Genomic DNA, 24,328 nt, shown 5'->3' with positions numbered 1-24,328 from the left:
GGGCTTTTTTTGCTCGGTGTTTTGTATCAAGCGGTCAGGCCAGCCAGATTGGAAACCTGTGACCCCGTACCAGCGTAGAGCTCGCTGACTGCAGCGCTTTGGTAGCTGAAGGATCCGTTGTCAAATTCGCCTTCAATGGTGGAAGCGTTTGCAGAGCGCACCGAGAGCCCGGTCTCGGAATTGAAGGACACCCGTTCGAACGAGACGAACTGCGCAGAAAGGGTTTCCCCGTCGATCTCGGCTTCAATCGTTGTTGTCGAGATTGTCGCGCTTTCATAGGCGACGGAAGCACTGGAGACACTGCCATCTTCGCCGAGTGCCGATTTCAACTGACCAGCCGTTTTCTGATAATCCTCGACGGTCGCCAGAGCGCCTTCTTTCTCGTCATCGTCGCCCTCTTTGCCGTCTTCAACGGCTTCACGAAGGGCTGCAATCACCACGGCGTCTTCTTCTGCCTTTTGCGAGGCAGCCTCCAATAGGCTGACGGCCGTGTCCTTGGGCGGTTGTCCTGGCTTTCCGTCTTCAGTCTCCGGCTTTGCAGACGGGTTTCCGGAGCCTTGAAACGACGCGGACAACAGGCTGGTGCTTTGTGTTGTGGTTTCAATCGAAATTTGCATGACGCGCTCCGAAAAATCCCCATTTAACAAGGAGACACTTCACTGGGAGACTGGATCAAAACCGTTAAGAAGCCATTAACCAATTGCCGGGGATCATTTGACGGCTAGAGGAATGCCTTTTCAAGAAACTGGCGCCCCAAAATGAGCCCGCGCTCGTCAATGCCATGTCCCAAATCATCCAGGCAATGCGCTTCTACGGTTACACCAGCCTGCATTAGCGCAGTTCGCGCGGCCTCCAGATGGTAGGCAGGAACGACGTCATCATCAGCACCATGCACAATCAAGGTTGTAGGAGGTGCTGGGAGGATCGGGAGCGCTGCAATTCCGGGCAAAAGACCTGAAAAGGCCACAAGGCAGGCGGGCGGCGTTTTCCGGCGCAGACCCGTTTGAAACGTCATCATGGCCCCCTGACTGAACCCAACCAATGCAAGAGCCGCATCGTTGAGACCCAGGGAGATCAGTTCGGCATCTAGAAACCGGTCGAGCACCGGTTGGGCTGCCTGGGCACCGATTTCGTACTCCCGCGGTGTCCGCTCCTCCAGGGCAAACCACTGCCGCCCTCCAAAGGCTTCAAATGGCAAGGGTTCAGGAGCATTGGGCGCAACGAAAGCTGCGTTGGGAAGAGCCTCTTGCCAGGCCCTGCCGAGATCAATGAGGTCCGTGCCGTCGGCGCCATAGCCATGGAGGATGACGACCAGTTGTTCTGTAGCGCCTCCGGAGAGCGGTGCAAGACGAGGCCCGTCAAGAGACGGGTTGAACGCAGAAGAGGTCATTCTTTCACCGGCGTTTGCGAAGGGGCCGTTTGCGTGTTTGCTAAGGCGATCCGTTGATTTTTGAGGAACGGGAGTGCGATTAAGCCAGATAATGAGATCAGCACTGCGGCAATCACAAACGGGATGCCTGGGAAGTAAAGGTCTGTCCCGTCCCTCGTAAAAAAGGAAAAGCTCTGGGTCATGACAAATGGGCTGATGATCATGGCAAGCCCAGCTGCACTCGCGATCAGACCCTGCAGTTCGCCTTGCGCGTTGTCGGGAACGCGGTTGGACATCAAGCCGGTAAAGGCAGGTGTCGCAAGCGCGCCGGTGACAGCAAATCCAATAAACGCATAAGCGACCCAGCCGCTTTCAGCGACGGAGAGAGCAACAAACGCAACCAGGTTGCAGGTGAGGCCAATCATGAGAATGGCGCCGGTCCCGATCCGGCGGTCCAAAACGCGGATAAGATACCCTTGCACGAATGCATAACCGAACCCGACCACGGCAAGGGACAAGCCGATATCGGCTGGGGTCCAGGCAAAGACTTCTGCAGTGAAATAGCTCCAGACAGCTGGATAAACGTAGTGGGCAATGTCAAACAGAAGAAGCGCCAATAGGAGCACACGCACCTCCTTGTTGGAAGAAATGTGTTTTAAGGCGCCGAATGGATTGGCGCGCTTCCAGTTGAAGGCCCGCTGGTTTTCCGGTTTCAGTGTTTCTGGCAGCACAAAATAGCCAAAAAGGAAGTTGACGAAGGATAATGTAGCACCGGCGTAGAACGGGGCTCGGGATCCATACTCCCCAAGCAGTCCTCCAATGACCGGTCCCAGCACGAAGCCGACGCCAAAGGCCGCACCAAGAAGGCCGAAATTCTTCGCCCGGTCTTCCTTCTCCGAGATATCTGCAATGTAAGCCGCTCCCGCAGAGTAGGTGGCACCGGCAATCCCGGAGATCATTCGGGCAATGAACAGCACCGCAAGGTTCCAGGACAGAGCAATCAGGAGGTAATCTGCCGCCACGGTCAGCGTCGAAATAAGTAAAACGGGCCGGCGTCCGAACCTGTCTGACAGACTGCCAAGCGTTGGACCGAACAAAAACTGCATCAAGGCAAATACGACACTCAGCCATCCGCCCCAAAGCGCAGCTTCACCGACAGGCAGGCTGGTGAGTTCGGTCAATAAGCTCGGCATCACCGGCATCATGAGACCGATGCCCATCGCATTGATGGTCAAGGTAATGAAGATGAAGATAAGCGCGTTGGATCGCTTCGGGCGGCCGGGCAAAGAATTGTTCCTTCAATACAACTTGAAGGAAACGCGCAAAACCAGTTTCAGGCAAGAGTGTTTCTGGGGATTGGCCAACAAAAAAGGGCGGTGAAACCGCCCTTCCATACCGCAAGTGCCGATTGGCCTTACAGGACTTTGAGGTCTTCGGCGACCATCTGGCCACGGCGCCACTCAAGATCGAATGCCACGAGTTGGCCTTCCTTCAGCGAGTCGATGCCGGACCGGCGCAAAGCCGTGATGTCAACGAGGATGTCGTCCCCGTCTTCGGGTTCGATGGTGCCGACACCGCGGCCCTTATCAAACCATTTTACGTTTCCATGTAGCATGGAGTCTTCTTTCCAATTTCTTGCATCAAAGCATCAGCGCGCTTGTCTAGCGCAGCATTTCAAAGCTTTGATGACAGTTCTTTATTGTAATACTAAAATACAAGTCTGCAGCGGGAAGCTTGTCTGGCGCTTGTTCCAATTAGGAAGAAAATACAAGCGGCACAAAACCAAAAACTACAGCCGGTCTGAGCAGTCTTCGTATGAACTCAGACCACTTAGACTGACTTGATATGGTTGCTCAATCGTTAAATACAAGATTGGGCGGTTGAACTTAGAGTTCTGCGTTGATGACGTAGTTGAGGATTTTAACGATCTGGTCCGGGGTTTCCGCGACAGCAAGAGCTGCAGCATCAACTTCCTTCAGTGGATGGGTCAAGGACGGATCGTGAAGTATGATCAATGACTTACCAAGGGCTGAAGCGTAGCCGGCATCGAAGGCAGCATTCCATTGCTTGTACTTGTCGCCGAACCGGACAACGACGATATCGGCCTTTTCGATCAGTGTCCGGGTGCGGATGGCATTCACCTTAGCGCCTTTGTGATCGTACCAGAACTTTTTGTCTTCGCTGCCGAGAATCGCTGCGCCGCAATCGTCGCTGGCCTCGTGGTTGGTGACCGGTGCAGAAAAACTGACCGGCAATCCGGCGGCCTCTGTTGCGCTAACGATCTGTTCGCGCCAGTCGGTGTGAATCTCACCGGAGAGATAAACGCGCCATTCACTCATGTTCTTGCCTTTCTGGGTCGAGGGATGCGGGCAGTGTGCCGCATCCGTTGGCCAGAAACTGGAAAACCGGTTAGCAGGTGTCAACCGTAGTTCTGGACAAGAGTGTTTAAGGCAATCCGATAATCAGGATAGCGGAAGGTATAGCCGAGTTCGTCTTTGACGCGTTGGTTCGAAACCCGTTTGTTCTCACCATAAAATGACCGGGCCATTGGTGTGAGGTCCGCTGTTTCGAAGGCAACTTCCGGCGGTGGTGTCACACCCAGCAGTTCAGCAGCGTATGTCACGACATCCTGTGGCGGTGCAGGCTGGTCATCGGTGACATTGAAAACGCGTGTCTTTGGCGACTGCATGGCGATGGAAACGGCACCCGCAATGTCCGCGACATGGATCCGGTTGAACACCTGACCGGGCTTGATCAAGCGCCGGGCGCGACCTTTTTTGAAGTTCTCGAACGTGTTGCGGCCTGGCCCGTAAATTCCGGAGAGCCTAAAAATCTGAACAGGCACCGAGGTCCGCTCTGCGAAAGAAAGCCAGGCCTCTTCAGCGGCGACGCGTTGGACTGAGCGTTTGGAGACCGGTTTGCAAGCGGTGGTTTCATCCACCCAAGCCCCGTCGTGGTTTCCATAAACGCCGACAGTCGACAGGTAGCCGACCCATTTCGGAGAGGCTGCGGCAATATCCGCGCCGTGTCGGTTGAGAACTGGGTCGCCGGCCTCATTCGGGGCAATGGACACAAGCACGTGGGTTGCGGTTGAAAGCGCGTCCGCAATCCCGTCGCCAGCAGTTTCGCCATCGAAGATAAACGGCTCAATACCGTTTTCGCGGAGGACGCCGGCCTTTTCCGCAGACCGTGTCGTACCGCCGATCCAATCAAAGCGATCCCGCACTTCTTCGATAATCGCTTTTGAAGAATACCCGACACCAAAAACAAACAGGCGCATCACGACAGCTCCAAATGATTGCGGCGGATTTCATAAAGCGAGATGCCGGTGGCAACAGCAAGGTTCAGACTGTCGGCTTCCCCAACCTGTGGGATCCGGATCAAGGTTCGGCAGGCCGCGGCCGTGTCGTCCTCCAGTCCCTTTTGCTCGTTCCCCATGACGAGCAGGGCCGGTTGTTTGTAGTCCGGTGTGCGGTAGTCGACCGACCCTTTTAGATGGGTGGCGGCAACGGTTCCCGGCCAGTCTTTTGCAAGAGCCTTGAACTCCTCTTTGGTCATCTTTGCAAGTGGCACATGAAACAGCGATCCCATAGTGGCGCGAACGGCTTCCACGGCAAATGGATCCGTACAATCGCCAACCAGCATCACGCCACTGCCGCCGACTGCATCCACGGTCCGGATGATTGTTCCGAGATTTCCAGGGTCCCTTACCCGATCGAGCGCGACCCAGACGGTGGTTCCTTGCGGATCAATGTCCCGGGCGCTGAGGATGTTTTGCTCATAAACACCCACAACCATCTGAGGATTGTCTTTGCGGGTCATGGCGCTCATGACTGCGGTCGAGACTTCAAGTATCAGAGCGCCGCGTGCCTTGGCCGTCGCCGCAGCTTTTTGGGCAGCCGGGTTGTCGCGCGCTTCTGGGCCCAGGGCTAGATAGCGGACGCCCCAGCCGGCCGACAGGGCGTCTGTTGCCAGCTTCAGTCCTTCGGCAACGAACAATCCCGATTGGGTGCGGAGTTTGCGCTGGGCTACAAGCCCTTTGATTTCCTTGACGATTGGATTGGAGTGGCTCGTGATCTGTTTGACCGCGCCGATTTTTTGAAGTTTGCCGGTCTGCGGCATGCGGGAGCTCCAAGGGCTCTTCTTGAGCCAGCTGAATTCTAATGACAGTTTGGATTGGCTTAGTCCTCGCGACCGACCGGGTCAAGAAGCGACCTACGGCACCGGTGGAAGCAGCCGTTCTGTTGCGATCAGAATAGAGTCTTCAATGTCGACTGGAAACTCCGTCACATCCAGTTTGCCGTCGATGGCCAGGAACGATAGCCCGTGGACTTGTGTCCATAAAGGGAAGGATGTGCGGAGCACCGTCTCGTTGATGTCCGGCTCGCCCAGATAGTCTGCGACCTCTCGGAGCAGGACACTGTAGGATCCGCGGCCAATCTGCTTAAGCTCATCAATTCGATCATGATGAGACATCGTGCTGAACATGAGCCGGAACGTGTGTGGCTCGCGTCTTGCGAACGCAACATAGGCGCGCCCCATCGCGGCAATCGACTGGACAGTGCCGCGCGCCTGCTTGGATGCCCGGGCTTCCATGTCGATTCCAAGGCGATTAAGGCCGTCTTTTGCGATCTCGCTTAAAAGATCCTGCTTGGAAGAAAAATGCCGGTAGGGTGCGGCCGTGCTCACACCGGCAAGACGGCAGGCATCCGACATGGAAAACCCATCCGGCCCATGTTCTTCAATAAGTTGGCGCGCTGCGGCGATCAATTCACCGCGCAAATCACCATGGTGATAGCCCGCTTTTTTGTGAATTTCTGTTTTGGCCATGTAAGGCGTTTCCGAATATTTTCTTGTTGTGTCTCTTGCCGAAGTTAATTCCGCTAACATATGTTAACAACGGTAACATAGTTAGTGCTGCTTACATTGGGAAGGCAATAGTCCCCAAAATCGGACCGGCAGCCAGCGGACAAGGTGAGAATGTGCCATGCCGAAGGATCATCAGACCCCTGCGCCAAATACGACAGGCAGCAATAGCAGGCTCCGGCGTTTTGGCAGAATGGCGCTGAGTACGGCGACCTTCTCGATCAACGTTGGCCTTGCCGCGGTTGCGGTGATGATCGGTGTCACCACCATCCAGATGCGTGCAGAAGAAAAGCCATCCGTGGATCCCTCTCCGTTGGCCGTTGTGGACGTGTTCACGCCGGATTGGGAGACCGGCTATGACGTTGAGCGCAGTTTTGTTGGCAGGCTTGAACCTGCACGCAGCACAGACCTTGCTTTCGAGCTCTCTGGAACTGTTCGAGAGGTTCGGGTTGACGAGGGTGACCTTGTCGAGGAAGGCGCCGTCATTGCGGTACTCGACACACGGTCAATTGAGGCAGACCGCAGGCGGCAAGTCGCCAATCGTCAAGCTGCTGAAAGTGACCGGGAGCTGGCCATGCTGACGTTGAACCGCCGTCAGCTGCTGAAGGACAATGGTCACGTCAGCGCACAGGTGCTCGACGAAGCCCGCCTGACCCTCAGCCGTTTGGACGCCACGATCGCGCAGATCGATGCTGCGATCGAGAACATCGACATAAATCTTGATAAGGCTGTTTTGAAAGCGCCGTTTTCGGGCCGGGTTGGAGAGCGCCTTTTGGATGACGGTGCAACGGCGTCTCCGGCAACGCCCGTTCTGCGGTTGCTGGAGAGTTCACGGCCTACGGTCCGGATCGGTTTGTCGCCGGAAGTGGTGGACCGGCTGGATAAATCACAAACCCATGACATTCAGATCTCTGCCCGGACGTTCAAAGCCAGCTTAGCATCGCTTCGGCCAGACCTTCAGACCCGGACCCGGACGATCGAAGCCTTGTTTATACTCGATACACCGGAGGCAACTCCCGCTTTCGGACGGTTGGCGGAACTGTCCGTTTTTGAGCGTGTGGAGACGGAAGGCGCCTGGATCCCGGTTTCCGCATTGAAAGAAGGTCCGCGCGGTCTCTGGACTGTTCTTACAGTTGCCAAGGACGTGGATCAGGCCGCGCCCGGCCAGGCATACGTTGTCGTGCGGGAAGCGGTGGAAGTCCTGCATGCGGAAGAGGGGCGGGCGTTTGTGCGCGGGACCTTAACGCCAGACAGCCGGATTGTTCGGGATGGCGTTCACCGGGTTGTCGTTGGCCAAGCTGTAGATCTTGCAAAGGCGGGAGGCTGAGGCATGGAAACCCTGTTCTTTCGCCAACCCCGTTTGGTGGTCCTGACGCTTCTTGTGATCTTGGCCGCCGGGGCAACGGCTCTGATCGGTATTGGACGGCAGGAAGACCCGACGATCACCAATCTTTTTGCAACGGTCACAACTGTTTATCCCGGTGCGGATCCGGGCCGTGTCGAGGCCTTGGTCACGGAAAAGATCGAGGAAGCGCTCCGTGAAGTCGAAGAGATTGATGTCATTGAATCGACGTCCGCCTCGTCCATTTCGATCATCCAGATAGAGCTGCTCGACACGTTGACCGAAGACGTCATTGAGCAGGCATGGTCGGAAATCCGGGACAAGATCAGCGATGCGACACGCGAATTTCCGCAAGGCGTTCTGGAGCCGGAATTCAGTACTGACGGCGCGGGCGCTTTCGCATCGATCAGCGCACTTGTTCCGGAGCATGATGCGGTCTCTCAAGCGGTTATGCTTCGCTATGCCGAGGTTTTGTCTGATACACTCAGGAATGTACCCGGCACAAAGTCCGTCGAGATTTTCGGAGAGCTGGAAGAAGAGATTCTGGTTCGCATAGATCCGGCAACCCTCATTTCCTTATCTCTGACGGTGGATCAGGTCGCCTCCGCCATAAAAAACGCGGATGCCAAGGTCCGTGCAGGCCGCCTGCGCAGTCCGGACCGCGAATTCCTCATAGAGGTATCTGGAGAAATTGCCGCGCTTGACCGGATCCGCGCCATCCCCGTGACAACTGCAAGCAATGGTCTGGTGACCCGCGTTGGCGATGTTGCCACCGTTACGAAGGGCATCCGCCAACCTGCTGAAGAGCTGGCCTTTTCAGAGGGACGTCCGGCAATACTCGTTGCTGCGAAGATTGCAGATGGCCTTCAGGTGGACACCTGGATGACCCGTGTTCGTGACCGGATTGCTGCCTTTGAAACGGATATGCCGCATTCAATCGAGCATCAACTCGTGTTCGATCAAAGCCGCTACACGATCGACCGTCTGACAGATGTTGGCGCCAACATAGCCATCGGCATGGCCCTGGTGATTGGTGTGCTGCTTGTCACAATGGGGCTGCGGTCGGCAGTGATCGTTGCAATGGTGCTGCCGGTGGTCACTCTGGCGTCCTTTGCAACGATGAGCATGATCGGTCTGCCGCTCCACCAGATGTCGCTGACCGGACTGATCGTGGCTCTCGGCCTGCTCGTGGATGCCGGTATCGTCATGACTGATGAAATCGGTCAGGCCCTGGCGCGCGGAGAAGAACGGCGTGAGGCTGTCCGCAAGGCCGTCCGCCGCCTGTTTGCACCTCTACTGGCATCGACCGCCACCACGGCCTTGTCTTTCCTGCCCATGGTTCTGTTGCCGGGACCGGCTGGAGACTTCGTTGGCGCGATCGCAATCGCCGTGATCATCATGCTTGTCTGGTCGTTCCTCGTCGCTGTGACTTTAACGGCGGCAATCGCCGGCTGGCTGCTTCCCGAAACGAATTTAGAGACCAAACGCCGCTCTTTCCAACCGGGTAAGCTGGTCTCCGTGCCCTTCAGGTTCTCGCTGCAGCTCGCCATGAGAAACCCGGCAAGTTCGGTTGCCTTTGCACTGGTCTTGCCCGTGATCGGTTTCATGAGCATGCCGACCCTGACCGCGCAGTTTTTCCCGGGCGTGGACCGGGATCAGTTCCACATTGAAGTGGAACTCTCTGACGGCACTGCGATTGCCGAAACATCCGAGGTGGTTCGTGCAATGGAGGGGTTCCTGTCCGATCAGGAGGGCATCGAAAAAGTAGTTTGGGTTGCGGGCAAGAGCGCTCCGGCCTTCTACTACAACATCGTCGGCAACCAGGATCGCGCTCCGGCTTTCGCTCAGGCACTCGTCACCACCAGTTCACCGGATATGACAGCAGATCTGGTGCCACGGCTGCAAGGGGAACTGACCGCCCGGTATCCGAATGCGCGTATTCTTGTGCGGGATCTCGTTCAGGGGCCGCCGGTGGATGCGCCTGTCGAGTTGCGCCTGGTCGGCCCGTCCTTGGACGTCTTGCGCGAACGCGGGGATGCTTTGCGCCAACTCGCATCGGGGATCGAGGAAGTGACCGTTGTGCGGACAACGTTAGAGAGTGGTGCACCGCAACTAAGATTTGCTGTCGATGAGGACAAGGCGCGGCTTGTCGGGCTGAGCCTGGCGGATGTTGCCCGTCAACTCGAGGCAACCCTGGAAGGGGCTGTTGGTGGCAGTCTGATTGAAGGCACTGAAGAGCTGCCGGTGCGCGTACGGATCGGCGATGCGGCCCGCAGCGACCTGTCTGATATTGCGAGCCTGCCTTTGCTGCCCGCAATCGGAGCCGCCGGAACAAGTGGCTATGAGGGGGTGCCTCTGTCTGCGATCACGGACATTCGTTTGGAGCCTTCGGAGGGTGAAATCAATCGCCGGAATGGAGAACGCACCAACACGGTTCAGGCATTCGTGCAATATGGTGTATTGCCGGAAGAAGCCCTGAAGAAGCTCCAGAACGAGATGGACCTTGCCGGCTTTGCAATGCCGGACGGCTACCGTATCGAAACGGGCGGCGACTCCGATGCACGCTCCGACACGTTGAACAATCTGATCGGTTCGCTTGGATTGATCGTGCCATTGTCGATTGCCGCAATCGTGTTGACCTTCAACTCGTTCCGATTGTCCGCTGTCACGCTGGTCGTGTCGGGGCTGTCGGCGGGTCTCAGCATTCTGGCGTTGGCGATCTTCCAGTACCCGTTCGGTATCAACGCCATTATCGGCGTGATCGGCTCGATCGGCGTGTCCATCAACGCAGCCATCATCATCCTGACCGGTCTTCAGCAAAACAGCCGGGCTGTCGATGGTGATAGGGAGGCGATGGCCGACGTGGTGATGGGGTCGGGCCGGCACATCATCTCCACAACGCTTACGACCTTCGGAGGGTTTTTACCGTTGATTCTGGCCGGAGGCGGGTTCTGGCCACCGTTCGCCATGTCGATCGCCGGCGGCGTGTTGCTGTCGACCGTGATCTCGTTCTACTTCGCACCGCCCATGTTCGCATTGATCTATGCGCGGCGGAGAAAGGTGGAAGCCGAGGAGACACCAAATCAGGATGACGACACGGATTGGTCTAATGACAATCGCCCCATAGCACTCGCAGCTGAGTAGGCGTTAGCGGCTGCTCCAACGGGAAAAGAGAGATGTCGAAAGGGCACGCGAGCCGTCTTCTTCCCGGATGACCAGCTCACCGGATTCCAGCCGTCCGCCTTGTTTGGACAAGGTTTCGGCCATCAGCTCATGGATCGAGACAAAGCTGGAGCGGATCGCATAAGCGGTCAGGATCATAAAGAGGGCGTCTTTTGACAGCAGCAGCTGCAAGTCTTTCAGCATGCCGGGCAAGCTGGTGTAGATGTCCCAAACCTCGCCTTTTGGGCCGCGCCCATACTTTGGCGGGTCCAGAATAATGCCGTCATAGGTGTTGCCGCGGCGAACTTCGCGGGCCACAAACTTGGACGCATCTTCACAGATCCATCGGATCGGGAGATCTTCCAGTCCAGAAAGAGTCTGGTTTTCGCGAGCATAGCCGATGGCCTTCTTGGAGGCATCGACATGGGTGACCTGTGCGCCTTCGGTCGCTGGTAGGAGTGATGCCATTCCGGTATAGCCGAAGAGATTGAGGATCTTCAGCGGCTTCTCGGAGTTTTTCTTCCTCTCGGCCCGGATCCTGGAGTTGACCCAATCCCAATGCGCGGCCTGTTCCGGAAAGACGCCAACGTGGCGGAAAGACATGAATCGGCCATTGTAGGTGACCGGTCCGTAGGTCATTGGCCAGGTTTCCGAGACGTTGCCGGAGTACTTCCAGCGGCCGGGTCCTTCTTCATCCGTATCGCCTGAGAAAACCGCATTGGCGCGGTCCCACACAGTGTTCTTCAGGCGGCGGCTGCCCATGGCCTGGGGTTCCGGCCTAACGATCGTATAGCGGCCGTATCGTTCCAGTTTCTGACCCTCGCCCATGTCCAGAAGGCGGTAGTCCTTCCAGCCCGGGGTTTCCAGGATCAAGGGCCATGCCTGCACGGGCGGCTGCCCGGGTTTTGCAAATTCTGGCGCGTCGGTTTTTTCCGCCACGGTGGTCTCTCTCGTCAGTCACGAAGGGGTTGGACCACGCCTTAGAGCTATGCTGCTTCGAGGTCAACGTTGAGGCAGGGCCAGACAAAGAAAAAGGCGGGGTGACCAGCACACCCGCCTTTTTTATCTTTAAGTATTTGCTGATCAGGCAGCAGCCACTTCCGAGAGGAAGGTCTCCACTTCTGACTTCAGCTGGTCGGTCTTTTCGTTCAGCTCGCCAGAGGCTGCCAGAACCATGTCGGCTGAAGAGGACGTCTGATCAACTGCCTGCGACAGCTGTGTCATGGACGAGGAAACGGCGCCGGTCGCCTCGGCAGCACGCTGAACATTCTGCGAGATTTCCGCAGTTGCCGCACCTTGCTGCTCGACAGCGGAGGCAATGGCAGTTGTGTAGCTGTTGACCTCTGTCATCGTTTCGGCGATCTCACCGATCGCGACAACAGAGTCTTTGGTGGCCGTCTGGATCGCGGTGATCTGGGAGCCGATCTCTTCGGTCGCCTTGGACGTTTGCGTTGCCAGTTCTTTCACTTCCGCAGCAACAACCGCAAAACCCTTCCCTGCTTCACCGGCCCGCGCTGCCTCGATCGTTGCGTTCAGGGCAAGCAGGTTGGTTTGTTCGGCAATGGCCTGGATGAGCGTGACCACTTCACCAATTTTTGTCGCCGCTTCTGCCAAGCCTTCGACCTTTTGGTTGGTGATGCGGGTGCCGGTCGTGGCACGTTCAACGATATCGGTTGTCTGGGAGACCTGACGAGAGATCTCGCCGATGGACGCCGCAAGCTCTTCTGCCGCGCTGGCGACAGTTTGGACGTTGTTGGTTGTTTCGTTGGACGACGACTGTGTTTCGCTCGCATGCCCAGCACTGTCGCGCGCAATGTCCGTCAAGGCGCGAGCGGTTGAATCAAGGCTGTCGGCGGTGGATTCCACAGAGCCAATTGCCTCTTCGGCCGTTGCACGGAAGCCTTGGATCAGGTTGTCGATCCGTAGTTGACGTTCCTGGCGGGCCGACTCTTCCTGTGCATTGCGTTCCTGAAGGTTCGCACGTTCGATGGCGTTATCGCGGAAGACCTGAACCGTGCGGCTCATATCGCCGATTTCATCGCCTCGGTCGATGCCTGGGATTGCGATTTCATTGTCGCCGCCAGCCAGGCTGTTCATCACATCCGTGATTGTTTTGATCGGCCGGGTAATGGCAAGGTTCAATACGATTGCCAAACCAACTCCGCCCAGAATAGAGAGCAGTACCGTTAATGCGATTTGCAGCTCGGCAGCTGTTGCAGCAGCGCCAGCAGCCTCTGATTGAGCTTGAGAAATCCCGGAAATCTCGGCGTTGACTTGTTTGGTCAGCGTATCAAGCTGTGCCCGCTTTTCCTGCAGGTCTTGCTTGGTGGAAAGCATGTCCTGAAAGGCGCGATCAAAACTTGCTATAGAGATCGCGATGCTGTTGATGGCGTCGGCGGTGCTGGGAAGAACATCAGCGTAGCCGACGAGTTTTTCCTCCAGTTTGACCAGGTCAGCGATCTCTGTTTGCACACCTGCCGGATCGCTGATGCCGAAGTTACCGAACAGGGCGAGTGTCTCCGCCTCAGCGCGTAGCGCGTGCTCGCCAAGAGCTGTCGCCTCTACCAAGACTGTTTTAATGCTGCCAAGCCGCGTATTGGCGGTGAGAACAGTTGCCTTTGATTTGCTAACAGCAGAAATCGCCTGCTCACGAATTTGGTAAGCGAGCTCGGTAATGGCGTCGAGGCCCGTACCAACGGCGGTTCTGGCTTCATAGGCTTCGGCAAACCCGAGATCTTCACTTAACCGAGCGAGCGCTTTGTCGAGCTTGTTTGCCTGTCCGGCCAATTTGCTCACAGTCTTGCGCTCGATGCCCTCGATTTGCCGATACCGCATCTCACGCGTTCGGTCGACGATCTCCGTTGAGATCTTCAGACTTTCTTCCAGAGCCTCGCCGTCCAGAGACCCGTTGCTTTTCAGGTAGGCGAACTGGATCTTGGAAACATCGTCCTGCAGATCAAACACGCCGCGCAGCATGAGGTTGGCGTCCTCTAGTGTCCCGTTGGCTGAGAAGACGTCCGCGCTGACTTTCTTTTCTTCTGAAAGAACCTCTTCGGCAATGGAAGCTGCCAGGTTCTCCAGCTCTAGAGCGCTGGCCTTTAAGGACGCCAAGCGATCTGATTGTTGCTGCGTTTGATCCACCACCTGTTCGAAGGTTGTGCCGAACTCATCCACGGCAGAGATCGCTGTGCCCACTTGAGACGCTGCGGTTGGATCTCCGGCAACATCGCTAGCGAGAGACTGAAGCGAGGCATTGAGGCCAGCGATCTCCTGTCGAGTTGCTTCGGCGAGTTCAGGCGTTGGCGCGTTCAAATAGTTCTCGCGCACCAAAGAGGTGTTTTGAACTTGTCGCCCAACATTGGCTGATTGATCAGCCACTTCAAATCTTGCAGACAGCGAGGATATCGCAAAATATCCAACACCGCCAACGATCGCGGTCAACAGCAAAATCGCTGCAAAACCGCCGCTGACTTTGAAGCCAAACTTCAGATCAACCAACCACTTCAAGGCACGTTTCATCGAATCCCCGCACTTCCGGAAAATTGATATCATTTCCTCGAACATCAGGGAGAGCGATGAAGATAAGGTAAAAATGCATAAAACTACCAAGTTGAATTATATAATTAAACGCGATGACACTAATAGTTTTACGTAAGAAGAATAACCAACTTCTGTTTCAACGTTGAGATTAAGTCTTATTAAACATGTTGACCGCCGTTGATGTGGATTTCTGACCCTGTCACATAGGACGATGTTTCGCTGCACAAATAGTAAATTGTCTCGGCCACCTCGTTTGGTTGGCCCAGACGGCGAAGAGGGATATCTTCAATCATGTCCTCTGTGCCCGGAGACAGGATGGATGTATCAATCTCGCCGGGCGCGATCGCATTTACCCGAACGCCATGCGGTCCGAAATCGGCAGCCATTTCGCGGGTAAGGGACGCGAGAGCAGCCTTTGATGTGGCGTAGGCGGTCCCTGCAAATGGGTGCACCCGGCCACCAGCAATTGAAGTGACGTTCACCACCGAGCCAGTGGCCGCTTTGAGTTCGCTGAACAAGCCTCTTGCCAGCAGAATGGGCCCAAAGAAATTTACCTGAAAGACATTCCGCCATTCATGCATCGGAGTGTTCAGCGAATTGAGCCGTTCCCCGCCGTTTCCTTTCGGACTGATCCCCGCATTGTTCACCAGAGCATGGAGCCGGGATCCGTTGGGCTCAAGCCTCTTCCGGATTTCCTGAATCGCAAATCCCATGTTTTCCGGATCTGAGAGGTCAACCTGGATATGATCTTCCGGTCCCATCGGCCAGGGACACTTGTCGGAAAAGGCTTGGCGGGAACACGTTATGACACGCCAGTTTTCCGCGGAGAATTTTTTGACTGTCGCGTGTCCGATGCCACGGCTGGCTCCGGTGAGAACCAGTGTCCGCCGTTCGTCAATCGGTTTGCCATTGCTCATTTTCTGATCCGCCAAGTGCTAAGCATGCTCTAAAAAGTTGACTTTTATAGTACGGTTTCTGTATTCCGCTGCCATCTGTAAAACACTATATGCGATGAAGACCTCGTAACGGCTAGACCCCAGTATGCTCATTTGCTCCTGTAATGTATTATCAGACAAGCAATTACGCGAAGCTGCGGCAGAGATGCGTGACGATCCGAATGGCAAAATCCCAACGCCTGGGTCTGTCTTCCGCCATTTGGGGTGCCGGCCGCGTTGCGGTGGATGTTTTCCAAGTGTCATTGACATTATTCACGAAAACACACCAGAGAATGAGAAACTAAAATAGCGGCGGGCGTCTTCCGGGCGCAAAGCCGAGAACCGTTGAGCTTTAAGAGGGACTGATGAAGGGCGACGCGCGGGTCATTGACTACTTGAACAAGGCTCTCCGGCATGAGTTGACAGCGGTCAACCAATACTGGCTACATGGCCGTTTGCTTGCGGATTGGGGTTTCGGAAAACTCGCTGCCAAAGAATTGGAAGAGGCGGAAGAGGAACGTCAGCACGCACAGGGTCTGATGGACCGGATCTTGTTCCTGGAAGGGTTCCCGAACCTGCAAACGCTCGACCCTTTGCGTATCGGTCAATCCGTGAAAGAATGCCTGGAAGGCGATTTGGCAGCTGAGTACGCGGCCCGTTCCCTCTACCACGAAGCGCGTGAAGTTTGCCGTGAGCAGGGTGACTATGTCTCGATGAAATTGTTCGAGACGCTGCTTTCTGATGAAGAAAGCCACATTGATTTTCTTGAAACCCAATTGGCTCTGATCGAGCGCATCGGGATCGACAATTATTCACTGTTGCAAGCTCAGTCTGCGGATACGGCAGAGTAGCTGCGGCACAGAATTATTGCGGTTCAGTCGCCGGGGTTTCCAACCTGTGGACTGGACCGCCTGCCACTTCAGCATCCTCCAGATCGTGCGTGACCAGAAGAACGGGCAGGGCGCGTTCCGTGGCGATCGAGAACACTTTTTGCCGGACGTCAGCGCGTCTCGACTGATCGAGGCTGGAGAACGGTTCGTCGAGCAAAAGGGCTTTGGGTCTGGCCATAAGAGTTCGCATCAAGGCCACTCTCGTTTGCTGCCCACCTGAGAGCTTGGCCGGATCCTTGGAGCCAAACCCTTCAAGGTTTACCGCCCCAAGGGCTTCCTCTGCCAGCTGTTGCCGTACTGTCCGGCTTTTAATCTCGGAAGGAATTGCAAACATGAGATTTTGCGCGACAGACATGTGAGGGAAGAGAAGCGGCGATTGAAACATCAAGCCGATATGGCGCTCCTGCGCAGGAACGGCGGTCACGTCGGTACCGTCCAGGATGACACGGCCTGTGGCTTTGAAATCGGGCTTTAAAAAACCGGCAATGAAGTCAAGAAGGCTTGATTTCCCGCTGCCGCTTTCCCCCATCACGGTGAGTACCGTCCCAGGTTTAATCGTTGTGTCAAGCTCCAGAAGGGTGCGGCCATCCAGCTGGATAGACACATTCTCCAGGATGAGCCCCTTCTGGTTTTGGAGAGTGCGGGCGTTCATTGACTTAAGCATCCAGGCGTAAAGCGGTTCTGTTTTTAAATAGAACAGCTGGAATCGCGGCGGCAACGGCGAAGCCGGCAAACGGGATAAGCAATTGCAGCAAGGCGTAGACGGCTGTGATTTGCCTGTTTCCGCCACTTGCGAGCGCAACGCTCTCTGTTGTCACGGTGACGACCCGGCCAGCCCCGATCATCAGCGTGGGGAGGTATTGCCCGACTGACACGGCAAGGGCAACTGCCAACGTCACGAGGACCGGGCGTGTCAGCATCGGCAGTTGGACCCTGAAAAAGATCCTGGCTCTGCTGGCGCCCATGGACGCTGCGACGCGGGCATAACGAGGGTCCTGCCGCTGCCACGGGTCGCTGAGCGCAAGAAAGGCATAGGGCAAGACGAAAACCAGATGTGCCAGAAGCACAGCTGTCAAACTTCCATCCAGACCAATCATCAAAAACAACATCTTGAGGCCGAACAGGAACGCAATTTGTGGGAGAAGGAGTGGCACAAAGATGAGCGTCCTCAGTCGATGATCTACTGGCTCCGCAGCGTTTGTTTTTGTTTCCAGAAGCCAAAGCGTCAACGAGGTGCTGATGAGCGCCGCCAGTACACCAAGCAAGATCGTCGTGCCGAGGATCTGAGGTGTTTGCATCAAGGCCATTGAAAACGCCGATACGGACCAATTCTGTGGCAACGGGGCCGAATACCACCAGGACTTAGCAAAACTCCAGATCATCAGGACAAGCAGTGACAGGCACATGGCTGACACAATGAAAACCATTGTACCGAGCGCTGCCATCCTGCCTGCACCATCTGACTTTATACGGTGTCCAAGTGCGAAACGGGTGGAGCTCAGCTTGGTGACACTGGCTTCGAACAACAAATAAACAAGAATTGCTCCGGCGCTAATTCCAAGCTGAAGCAATGCACCGGCTGATGCGGCAAGGCGCAGGCTGAGATCCGGATCATTCATCCAAACCACCAGCCGCGCAGCCAAGGGCGCAGGTGTTGTGGGCCCCAATATCACCGCGACATCCACCACGGAAGTTGAGTAAGCGATCACAGCCAGCATCGGTAGACGGATGAGCGGATAGATCTGGGGCAGAATGACCTTGAAAAAGCCTGACATCCGACCGTAACCGAGACTGGTTGCAACTTTGGTGTAGGACTTGATCTCCGGCCGGTTCAAAGCGGCCAGTGTCATCAAAAACAGAAAAGGAACCTCTTTTGCGACGAGACCCAGGGTCATGGCAATTCCATAGGGGTCGTTGACCAGCAACAAATCCGGCGGACGCTCCCACCCAGTTGCCCATGGCGACAAAAGCCGGGCGAGGAAACCGGACGGGGCGATCAAAAAGGCGAGACCGATTGCGGCGGCGGCGTGAGGTACTGACAAAAGCGGCGACAGAAAACGGCTCACGCGTTGAAAGGTGTGGGTGCCGCTCCAGGCGGCTGCAAAACAAAGAACGATTGCGAGCGAAACCAGCGACGCGAAAAGGCCGGTCCAAAAACTCAGCGCCGTTGAATGTAGCAGCCCCGGCATTGAAAGAAGCTGTGCGAAGGGGGCAAATGTAAGCGTGCGCGCGCCCAGAACAGGGAGATAGCCGAAAGCCGGTAAAACGGTTCCGGCAAGACCCGCAAGAACCGGCCCCGCCAAAAGGAACACAATGATCAGCGACGGCAGTTTCGAACCTGGCCGGAATTTGGCCAAGGGTTTATTCGCCCCCTGCGCCGTAGCGTGTCGCCCACGTCTGTTCCAGGGCAGTAACCCAGCTTGGATGTGGTTCGGGAAGAGCTGGACCGAGTTTTTCCGGCGTCAGGGTCGCAGGTCCAAGGTCTTGGGTATCGAACAGCGCTTTTTCATTGGCTGGAAGGTCAGCCACGTTCAGTACTGTTGGGTCGCCCCAAATCTTCGGGTCCTGTTTGCGCATCTGGGCCATTGGCGACAGCAAATGGTTCGCGAAAACCTGTGCACCTTCCTGGGCCGAACTGTTAAACGGAATGGCGACAAAATGCGTGTTTCCGACCGTGCCGTCATCAAAAACGAATGTTCGTACAGTTGGTGGCAGTTCGCCGTTCACGATCGCGCCGGACGCATCACCCGGATTGAACGAAAAGGCAATGTCCATTTCACTATCCGCAAGGAGCTGACGCATATGGGCTGCATTCTTTGGAAACGCTTGTCCCTGACGCCAGAGATGCGGATGTAGCTCATCCAGGAAATTGAACAATGGCGCCGTCTGTGCCTCGAATTGGTCCGGATCGACCGGAGCAGACAGCACGCTTGTATCTGCGATGGTGTTGAGGAGTGCTTGCTTCAGGAAGGTCGTTCCGTAAAAATTCGGCGGTTGCGGGTACGAGAAACGGCCCGGATTGGACTTCGCATAGGCGAGCAGCGCGTCGAGAGACGCCGGAGGTGTATCGAGCCGTGCGGTGTCAAACATGAAGACCAGCTTTGCCATGCCCCACGGACTTTCCTGGCCATCGGTTGGAACGGTAAAGTCGACCAAGACCGTCGGTTTGTTTTCCGTGTCGACATACGTCCAGTTCGGCAGGCTTTGTGCCCAACCGGGCTCTGCGAGTAACTCATTTGTCTTCATGGCGGCAAAGTTTTCGCCGTTGATCCAGACGAGGTCGACGCCGCCACCGCTGGTCTTGCCGACCGACTTCTCTGCGAGCACCTGGGAGACGACACTGGCAGTGTCGCTAACCTTCACATGAACAACCCGGACGCCATAGAGGTTTTCGACTTCCCGTGCGGCCCACTGGATGTAAGCGTTGATCCGCGGCTCGCCGCCCCATGCATGGAAATAAACCGTCTGTCCCTTGGCTTCGTCCAGAACGTCTTGCCAGTCGCTGTCTTGTGCCGACACCGGCTGTAACGTGAAAAGACCGGAGATGATCGCGGCAGCAGCAGCGGTAAGCAGACGTTTCATTTCAATCCTCATGGCGCGGGAGTGTCCTCACTCGCTTAAGGCAACGGACACGGTCAAGACAAGGCTTTGTGATCAGCCTAGGCGTCAGGACTGGGGTTCAGACCGGCAGGATATGCGTGTCCTTTATTTCTTCCATGACCGCATAAGTATGCGTTTCCCGGACGCCGGGAAGGGCCAGCACCACATCCGACAGGAACGCCCGGTAGGCTTCCATATCCTTGACGCGGCTTTTCATCAGATAATCATATCCCCCAGCAACCATATGGCATTCCAGAATATCGGGTGATCGTTCGACGGCCCGTTTGAAAGCATCAAAGATCTCCGGAGAGGTGCGTTCCAGCCGGATCTCGACAAAAACCAATAGCCCCCGGTCCACCTTCTTCGGGTCCAGGCTTGCCGAAAAATGTTCGATGTATCTTTCCCGTGTCAGGCGTTTGACGCGCTCTGCGGTTGCTGTCGGAGAAAGCCGGACTTTTTCCGAAAGGTCAGTGTTGGTGATCCGGCCGTCTTCCTGAAGTACCTTAAGGATCCGCCGGTCCGTTGCATCAAGCATGTGAAATTGGTCCAAATATGGCATTTTTGAAATTATATACTTCGTATTTTGGATAGAAAATAGAGAAAAACACAGTCAATTGAAGGTTATTATAGTCGAATGTATCGTTTGGCCCTGTCAGGGCCGCTTTGGGAGGTGCCAATGTCCACAACCGCTGCCGTTTTGCCGGGCGTTAATGAAAAAGATCTGCAACCGTTTCGCGCCGATTATGCGCCGAGCGACAAGCCGCTTGTGGAAGCGCTTTTGAAAGAAGCGGCGGGAGACCCGGTCGTTGAAAAGCTGATTGACCAGAGGGCCCGCGGATACATCGATGACATGCGGTCGGTTCAGGTTGGTCTCGGCGGTGTCGAAGACTTCATGCGGGAGTTTGGGCTTACCACCCGCGAGGGTCTTGCCATGATGGTGTTGGCCGAAGCCTTGCTTCGGGTTCCTGATGCTGAAACGGCAGACAAGCTGATCGAGGACAAGCTGGCTGCGGCCAAGTTTGAAGATCCGAGCGGCCCGAAATCCGACACTTGGCTCGTCTCAGCGTCATCCTGGGCGCTGGGCGTCACCTCCCGTCTTTTGCATCCAGGGGACACGCCGCAAAATATTCTGTCCAGCCTGGTCAAACGCATGGGCATGCCGACGGTTCGGCTCGCCACCCGCAAAGCCATGCAGCTTCTCGGACATCAGTTCGTTCTGGGGGAAACCATCTCCAAAGCACTAGAGCGGGCGAAGACGCAGGAAGCCAAGGGGTACCGATACTCTTATGACATGCTGGGAGAAGGGGCCCGGACCGAAAAGGATGCTGAGCGCTATTTCCAATCCTATGCCGCTGCGATCGAAGCGATCGGCAAATCCGCTGGCGACAAAAAGCTTCCCGATCGGCCCGGTATTTCGGTGAAGCTCTCCGCTCTTCATCCGCGGTATGAGGCCATCAAAGGCGCACGCGTTCAGGACGAACTGCTGCCACGCCTCAAAAAGCTTGTACAGATGGCGCGTGAGCGGGATCTGAATTTCACTGTCGACGCCGAGGAAGCGGACCGGCTGGAAATCTCCCTGGATGTCATCGCCGCACTTTTGTCCGATCCAGTGACAGAAGGTTGGGACGGCTTTGGCCTTGCCGTTCAGGCCTATCAAAAACGAGCTGTCCACGTGATCGACTGGCTGGTGGACGCAGCGCGAAAAACCGATCGCAAGTTGATGGTGCGTCTTGTAAAAGGCGCTTACTGGGATACCGAAATCAAACACGCCCAGGAGAACGGCGCGGACGGCTATCCGGTCTTCACCCGGAAGGCTGCAACGGACCTGTCCTATCTGTGTTGCGCCAAGCGGATGCTGGCTGCACGCGATGTGCTATATCCGCAATTTGCGACCCATAACGCGCTGACAGTCGCGCAGATCGTGGAATTGGCCGGCGGAAATGCGGAAGGCTACGAGTTCCAGCGCCTCCATGGCATGGGCGAGAGCCTGTTCAAATCCGTCTGCGAGCGGGATGGGTTCCCGACCCGGATTTATGCTCCGGTCGGTGGGCACAAGGATCTGCTGGCCTATTTGGTACGCCGTCTCTTGGAAAACGGCGCCAACTCGTCCTTTGTGACGATTGTCGGCGATACTTCCATCCCCGTCGAAGCCATGCTGGAGCGGCCAAGCGAAATTCTCGACGGTGGCCACCACGCTGCCAACCGTTCCATTCCAATGCCGGATGATCTGTATGGGGCTAGCCGGAAAAACTCGGATGGCGTCGAGTTCGGCTGGGCGGAAGAGCGCAACATTCTTGTTCGCGGAATGGCAAAGACCACAGCTCCGTTCACAGTTGCGACGCCGCTTGGCAAAGGGCTTCCTGCGAAAGGCGAACCGAACCCTATCTTTTCTCCAATGGACGGGACAACCAAGGCGGGGACAGTTTCATTTGCCGACAAGGCAACTGCAGAAAAATCAATGGATGTTGCTCAGGCCGGGTTTGAGCGCTGGTCACGCCGCCCCGTGGAAGAGCGCGCTGAAATCCTTGCAAAGGTCGGGGATCTTCTGGAGGAAAACCGCGACCGGCTGATGACCATCCTGTCCATTGAGGCTGGCAAATGTTTGCCGGACGGGATTGCGGAGATCAGAGAGGCTGTCGATTTTTGCCGCTACTATGCGCAGGAAGCACGTACCCAGTTTGGCGATGGCCGCTTGATGCCGGGGCCGACCGGCGAAGAAAACCGGTACCGTCATCGTGGCCGGGGCGTGTTCGTTTGCATCTCGCCCTGGAATTTCCCGCTGGCGATTTTCCTTGGTCAGATCAGCGCAGCCCTGCTTGCCGGAAATGCGGTCGTCGCAAAGCCTGCGGAACAAACGCCACTCATCGCATTTGAGACCGCAAAACTGCTTTATGAAGCAGGGGTGCCGGAAGATGTGTTCCTGCTCTTGCCTGGTGATGGCGAGGTTGGAGCTGCCTTGACCGCGCACCCGAAGGTCGCCGGTGTTGCCTTCACCGGTTCAACGGAAACCGCTTGGGCGATCAACCGGACACTTGCCATGAAACGCGGTCCAATCGTGCCGCTCATTGCAGAGACCGGCGGTATCAATGCAATGCTGGTGGATGCAACAGCCCTGCCGGAACAGGTGTGCGACGACGTCATGATGTCCGCCTTCCGGTCCGCCGGTCAGCGCTGCTCCGCTCTGCGCCTGCTCTATGTTCAAGAAGATGTGGCGGATACCCTGTTGGCCATGCTGGAAGGTGCCGCGAAGGAACTGGAACTTGGCGACCCCCGTCTTCCATCAACAGACATTGGCCCGGTGATTGACGATGAAGCCCAGGCCAACATTCAAGCGCATATCGACGAGATGCAGGAAAGCCAGACGCTGCGCTTTGCCGGGAAAATGCCGGTGGGACACTTTTCCAACGGTTCCTGGATCGCACCGCACATCATCGAACTGAACAAGGCAGAAGCGCTCACCCGCGAGGTCTTTGGCCCCGTTCTTCACGTTGTCCGGTACAAGGCCAAAGACATAGACAAAGTGCTCGATCAGATCGCAGCCACGGGCTATGGCTTGACGCTCGGTGTTCACAGCCGGATTGACGCGACGGTGAAGAAAGTGGTCGACCGCCTATCAGTCGGCAATGTCTACGTCAACCGGAACACAATCGGCGCCGTTGTGGGAACTCAGCCGTTTGGTGGCTCCGGATTGTCCGGGACCGGCCCGAAAGCTGGCGGGCCGGCTTATCTGACCCGCTTTGCTCTGGAGCAGGTGGTTTCGATCAACACGGCAGCCGCTGGAGGCAACGCAAGTCTGGTTGCCGCGTCAGACGATTAACTCAACTTATGAGACTGGGGAGAATTGACGAAACAATTGCCCCAGTCTCCATCACTTTCGCCGAAGGGGATATAACCGCGCGCCTTTAAAAACTCAGGCAGGTCCGTGTCCGATTGCGCTTCGGTAAGGGCGGTTTCAAAACCTTTGCATTCGAGGGCTGTCAAGTTATCGTCCTCCGCCAGAATTCGCCCCGAAGAGACAGCGTCCCGAGCGAGAGGCATAAGCTCCGAGAATCCGAGATCGGCGATCGCTATCAACCAGCCGCTCCAGATCGGATCGTCCGGTGAGGGGGCATCTTCCGACTTGAGAAAGCCGCGAAGACTGCGCTCTGCGGAGACGGCATTGACCTGCCCTTTGAGAGCTTCGTAGGTCCATGCCCTCAAAAATGCATCCCGTATCATGAAATCTAGCGTGTTGGTCTGAAAGCCTTCCCAGAGGTCGGTCGCCTTTCCATTGCCAAGGCGCATCAGGACGCGGGGAAAGGTCTCGCCCAGTCCAACTTCTCCAAGAAGGTCCGCGAGTAGCAGAGGCTGCTGGGTCGCAAGTCTATAAACGCCGTCAAATGTGTTTGGTGTTTGAAGGACGGCGAGGAGGTGAAGACCAAGGTAAAAAGACAGCTGCTCCAATGCGTCCAATTCCGTGCCGTTTGCGGCCTTACCAAGGATTGGCAGAAAGATAGCAGCTGAGCGATCCGGGTTTTTCAGACAGTACGCGAGCATATCGGCCGGATAGTTTTCCGGATCCGCAAGGTTTTCCAAGATGTCACGACGATCGAGCATAAAACCTCCGGCGAAACTCTATCACAGG

21 protein-coding genes are annotated in these 24,328 nt (G+C 56.2%); 5 read left to right on the top strand and 16 right to left on the bottom strand.

Features of this window, described 5'->3' with window-relative positions; all coding sequences use genetic code 11:
* Nucleotides 1-26 precede the first annotated feature (26 nt).
* The 8 genes from SADFL11_RS14800 to SADFL11_RS14765 all read right to left on the bottom strand — a co-directional run bounded on the left by SADFL11_RS14800 (nt 27) and on the right by SADFL11_RS14765 (nt 6,199).
* On the bottom strand, nt 27-617 hold the full coding sequence (locus tag SADFL11_RS14800) for a hypothetical protein (RefSeq protein ID WP_008195515.1): 591 nt from the start codon (nt 615-617) through the stop codon (nt 27-29).
* 104 nt (nt 618-721) lie between these two features.
* Nucleotides 722-1,390 carry an alpha/beta hydrolase gene (locus SADFL11_RS14795; protein ID WP_008193668.1) on the bottom strand — a complete coding sequence of 223 codons (669 nt, stop codon included), beginning with the start codon at nt 1,388-1,390 and terminating at the stop codon, nt 722-724.
* A complete protein-coding gene (locus SADFL11_RS14790) occupies nt 1,387-2,655 on the bottom strand; it encodes a TCR/Tet family MFS transporter (protein WP_040451407.1) in 1,269 nt (422 codons plus the stop codon). The genes SADFL11_RS14795 and SADFL11_RS14790 overlap by 4 nt, the downstream gene beginning before the upstream one ends.
* 128 nt (nt 2,656-2,783) lie before the next feature.
* Nucleotides 2,784-2,984: a cold-shock protein gene (locus SADFL11_RS14785; protein ID WP_008195161.1), complete on the bottom strand. Its 201-nt coding sequence runs from the start codon at nt 2,982-2,984 to the stop codon at nt 2,784-2,786.
* A gap of 271 nt (nt 2,985-3,255) precedes the next feature.
* Nucleotides 3,256-3,708, bottom strand: a complete 453-nt coding sequence (locus SADFL11_RS14780; RefSeq protein WP_040452804.1) for a YtoQ family protein — start codon at nt 3,706-3,708, stop codon at nt 3,256-3,258.
* Between the two features lie 80 nt (nt 3,709-3,788).
* On the bottom strand, nt 3,789-4,649 hold the full coding sequence (locus SADFL11_RS14775) for an SDR family oxidoreductase (RefSeq protein WP_008196370.1): 861 nt from the start codon (nt 4,647-4,649) through the stop codon (nt 3,789-3,791).
* Nucleotides 4,649-5,491, bottom strand: coding sequence for a TrmH family RNA methyltransferase (locus SADFL11_RS14770; RefSeq protein ID WP_008193586.1), 843 nt, complete (start codon nt 5,489-5,491; stop codon nt 4,649-4,651). Before SADFL11_RS14770 ends, SADFL11_RS14775 begins: the two co-directional genes overlap by 1 nt.
* A gap of 93 nt (nt 5,492-5,584) precedes the next feature.
* Nucleotides 5,585-6,199: a TetR/AcrR family transcriptional regulator gene (locus tag SADFL11_RS14765; RefSeq protein WP_008190721.1), complete on the bottom strand. Its 615-nt coding sequence runs from the start codon at nt 6,197-6,199 to the stop codon at nt 5,585-5,587.
* 229 nt (nt 6,200-6,428) lie between these two features.
* On the opposite strand from SADFL11_RS14765, the gene SADFL11_RS14760 reads away from it, so the two are divergent.
* Nucleotides 6,429-7,562: an efflux RND transporter periplasmic adaptor subunit gene (locus tag SADFL11_RS14760; RefSeq protein WP_008192727.1), complete on the top strand. Its 1,134-nt coding sequence runs from the start codon at nt 6,429-6,431 to the stop codon at nt 7,560-7,562.
* 3 nt (nt 7,563-7,565) lie between these two features.
* Nucleotides 7,566-10,721, top strand: coding sequence for an efflux RND transporter permease subunit (locus SADFL11_RS14755; RefSeq protein ID WP_008190111.1), 3,156 nt, complete (start codon nt 7,566-7,568; stop codon nt 10,719-10,721).
* A 3-nt stretch (nt 10,722-10,724) separates the two neighbouring features.
* Here the strand turns inward: SADFL11_RS14755 and SADFL11_RS14750 are convergent, their stop codons facing one another.
* The 3 genes from SADFL11_RS14750 to SADFL11_RS14740 form a co-directional block, all read right to left on the bottom strand.
* The gene (locus SADFL11_RS14750; RefSeq protein WP_008190967.1) at nt 10,725-11,678 is read right to left on the bottom strand and encodes a class I SAM-dependent rRNA methyltransferase; all 954 of its coding nucleotides are present in this window, start codon (nt 11,676-11,678) and stop codon (nt 10,725-10,727) included.
* Between the two features lie 144 nt (nt 11,679-11,822).
* On the bottom strand, nt 11,823-14,258 hold the full coding sequence (locus tag SADFL11_RS14745) for a methyl-accepting chemotaxis protein (RefSeq protein WP_209002612.1): 2,436 nt from the start codon (nt 14,256-14,258) through the stop codon (nt 11,823-11,825).
* Between the two features lie 179 nt (nt 14,259-14,437).
* Nucleotides 14,438-15,196: an SDR family NAD(P)-dependent oxidoreductase gene (locus SADFL11_RS14740; RefSeq protein ID WP_040451410.1), complete on the bottom strand. Its 759-nt coding sequence runs from the start codon at nt 15,194-15,196 to the stop codon at nt 14,438-14,440.
* Nucleotides 15,197-15,320: 124 nt separating this feature from the next.
* Here SADFL11_RS14740 and SADFL11_RS14735 point away from each other — a divergent pair, with 124 nt between their 5' ends.
* Both SADFL11_RS14735 and bfr read left to right on the top strand, forming a co-directional pair.
* Complete coding sequence (locus SADFL11_RS14735; protein ID WP_081450545.1) at nt 15,321-15,524, top strand: (2Fe-2S)-binding protein; 204 nt, start codon at nt 15,321-15,323, stop codon at nt 15,522-15,524.
* A gap of 55 nt (nt 15,525-15,579) precedes the next feature.
* Nucleotides 15,580-16,065 carry a bacterioferritin gene (bfr, locus tag SADFL11_RS14730; protein WP_008193490.1) on the top strand — a complete coding sequence of 162 codons (486 nt, stop codon included), beginning with the start codon at nt 15,580-15,582 and terminating at the stop codon, nt 16,063-16,065.
* A gap of 13 nt (nt 16,066-16,078) precedes the next feature.
* On the opposite strand, the gene SADFL11_RS14725 is transcribed toward bfr, so the two are convergent.
* The 4 genes from SADFL11_RS14725 to SADFL11_RS14710 form a co-directional block, all read right to left on the bottom strand.
* Nucleotides 16,079-16,756: an ATP-binding cassette domain-containing protein gene (locus SADFL11_RS14725; protein ID WP_040451412.1), complete on the bottom strand. Its 678-nt coding sequence runs from the start codon at nt 16,754-16,756 to the stop codon at nt 16,079-16,081.
* Between the two features lie 4 nt (nt 16,757-16,760).
* Nucleotides 16,761-18,461 (bottom strand): ABC transporter permease, encoded by a 1,701-nt coding sequence (locus SADFL11_RS14720; protein WP_008196505.1) that lies wholly within the window; start codon nt 18,459-18,461, stop codon nt 16,761-16,763.
* A gap of 4 nt (nt 18,462-18,465) precedes the next feature.
* Entirely contained in the window at nt 18,466-19,686 is a 1,221-nt protein-coding gene (locus SADFL11_RS14715) for an ABC transporter substrate-binding protein (RefSeq protein WP_008188947.1), read from the bottom strand.
* A gap of 97 nt (nt 19,687-19,783) precedes the next feature.
* Nucleotides 19,784-20,239, bottom strand: coding sequence for an Lrp/AsnC ligand binding domain-containing protein (locus tag SADFL11_RS14710; protein ID WP_134853037.1), 456 nt, complete (start codon nt 20,237-20,239; stop codon nt 19,784-19,786).
* A gap of 141 nt (nt 20,240-20,380) precedes the next feature.
* Between SADFL11_RS14710 and putA the strand changes: the two genes are divergently transcribed.
* Nucleotides 20,381-23,521 carry a bifunctional proline dehydrogenase/L-glutamate gamma-semialdehyde dehydrogenase PutA gene (putA, locus tag SADFL11_RS14705; RefSeq protein WP_050776183.1) on the top strand — a complete coding sequence of 1,047 codons (3,141 nt, stop codon included), beginning with the start codon at nt 20,381-20,383 and terminating at the stop codon, nt 23,519-23,521.
* Here the strand turns inward: putA and SADFL11_RS14700 are convergent.
* The gene (locus tag SADFL11_RS14700) at nt 23,518-24,300 is read right to left on the bottom strand and encodes a hypothetical protein (protein WP_008191838.1); all 783 of its coding nucleotides are present in this window, start codon (nt 24,298-24,300) and stop codon (nt 23,518-23,520) included. The two genes, putA and SADFL11_RS14700, sit on opposite strands and share 4 nt — an antisense overlap.
* Nucleotides 24,301-24,328 lie beyond the last annotated feature (28 nt).

It is taken from the genome of Roseibium alexandrii DFL-11, assembly GCF_000158095.2.
GTDB lineage: Bacteria > Pseudomonadota > Alphaproteobacteria > Rhizobiales > Stappiaceae > Roseibium > Roseibium alexandrii.
The sequence above is the reverse complement of the archived record's forward strand: the minus strand, read 5'-3'. Positions and strand labels throughout refer to the sequence as shown.

Excerpts from the sequence above, each read along its gene's own strand:
- SADFL11_RS14800 (WP_008195515.1), bottom strand. The coding sequence starts at position 617 with ATGCAAATTTCGATTGAAACCACAACACAAAGCACCAGCCTGTTGTCC.
- SADFL11_RS14795 (WP_008193668.1), bottom strand. The coding sequence starts at position 1,390 with ATGACCTCTTCTGCGTTCAACCCGTCTCTTGACGGGCCTCGTCTTGCA.
- SADFL11_RS14785 (WP_008195161.1), bottom strand. The coding sequence starts at position 2,984 with ATGCTACATGGAAACGTAAAATGGTTTGATAAGGGCCGCGGTGTCGGC.
- SADFL11_RS14780 (WP_040452804.1), bottom strand. The coding sequence starts at position 3,708 with ATGAGTGAATGGCGCGTTTATCTCTCCGGTGAGATTCACACCGACTGG.
- SADFL11_RS14775 (WP_008196370.1), bottom strand. The coding sequence starts at position 4,649 with ATGCGCCTGTTTGTTTTTGGTGTCGGGTATTCTTCAAAAGCGATTATC.
- SADFL11_RS14770 (WP_008193586.1), bottom strand. The coding sequence starts at position 5,491 with ATGCCGCAGACCGGCAAACTTCAAAAAATCGGCGCGGTCAAACAGATC.
- SADFL11_RS14765 (WP_008190721.1), bottom strand. The coding sequence starts at position 6,199 with ATGGCCAAAACAGAAATTCACAAAAAAGCGGGCTATCACCATGGTGAT.
- SADFL11_RS14760 (WP_008192727.1), top strand. The coding sequence starts at position 6,429 with ATGGCGCTGAGTACGGCGACCTTCTCGATCAACGTTGGCCTTGCCGCG.
- SADFL11_RS14755 (WP_008190111.1), top strand. The coding sequence starts at position 7,566 with ATGGAAACCCTGTTCTTTCGCCAACCCCGTTTGGTGGTCCTGACGCTT.
- SADFL11_RS14745 (WP_209002612.1), bottom strand. The coding sequence starts at position 14,258 with ATGAAACGTGCCTTGAAGTGGTTGGTTGATCTGAAGTTTGGCTTCAAA.
- SADFL11_RS14740 (WP_040451410.1), bottom strand. The coding sequence starts at position 15,196 with ATGAGCAATGGCAAACCGATTGACGAACGGCGGACACTGGTTCTCACC.
- SADFL11_RS14735 (WP_081450545.1), top strand. The coding sequence starts at position 15,321 with ATGCTCATTTGCTCCTGTAATGTATTATCAGACAAGCAATTACGCGAA.
- bfr (WP_008193490.1), top strand. The coding sequence starts at position 15,580 with ATGAAGGGCGACGCGCGGGTCATTGACTACTTGAACAAGGCTCTCCGG.
- SADFL11_RS14725 (WP_040451412.1), bottom strand. The coding sequence starts at position 16,756 with ATGAACGCCCGCACTCTCCAAAACCAGAAGGGGCTCATCCTGGAGAAT.
- SADFL11_RS14715 (WP_008188947.1), bottom strand. The coding sequence starts at position 19,686 with ATGAAACGTCTGCTTACCGCTGCTGCTGCCGCGATCATCTCCGGTCTT.
- SADFL11_RS14710 (WP_134853037.1), bottom strand. The coding sequence starts at position 20,239 with ATGCTTGATGCAACGGACCGGCGGATCCTTAAGGTACTTCAGGAAGAC.
- putA (WP_050776183.1), top strand. The coding sequence starts at position 20,381 with ATGTCCACAACCGCTGCCGTTTTGCCGGGCGTTAATGAAAAAGATCTG.
- SADFL11_RS14700 (WP_008191838.1), bottom strand. The coding sequence starts at position 24,300 with ATGCTCGATCGTCGTGACATCTTGGAAAACCTTGCGGATCCGGAAAAC.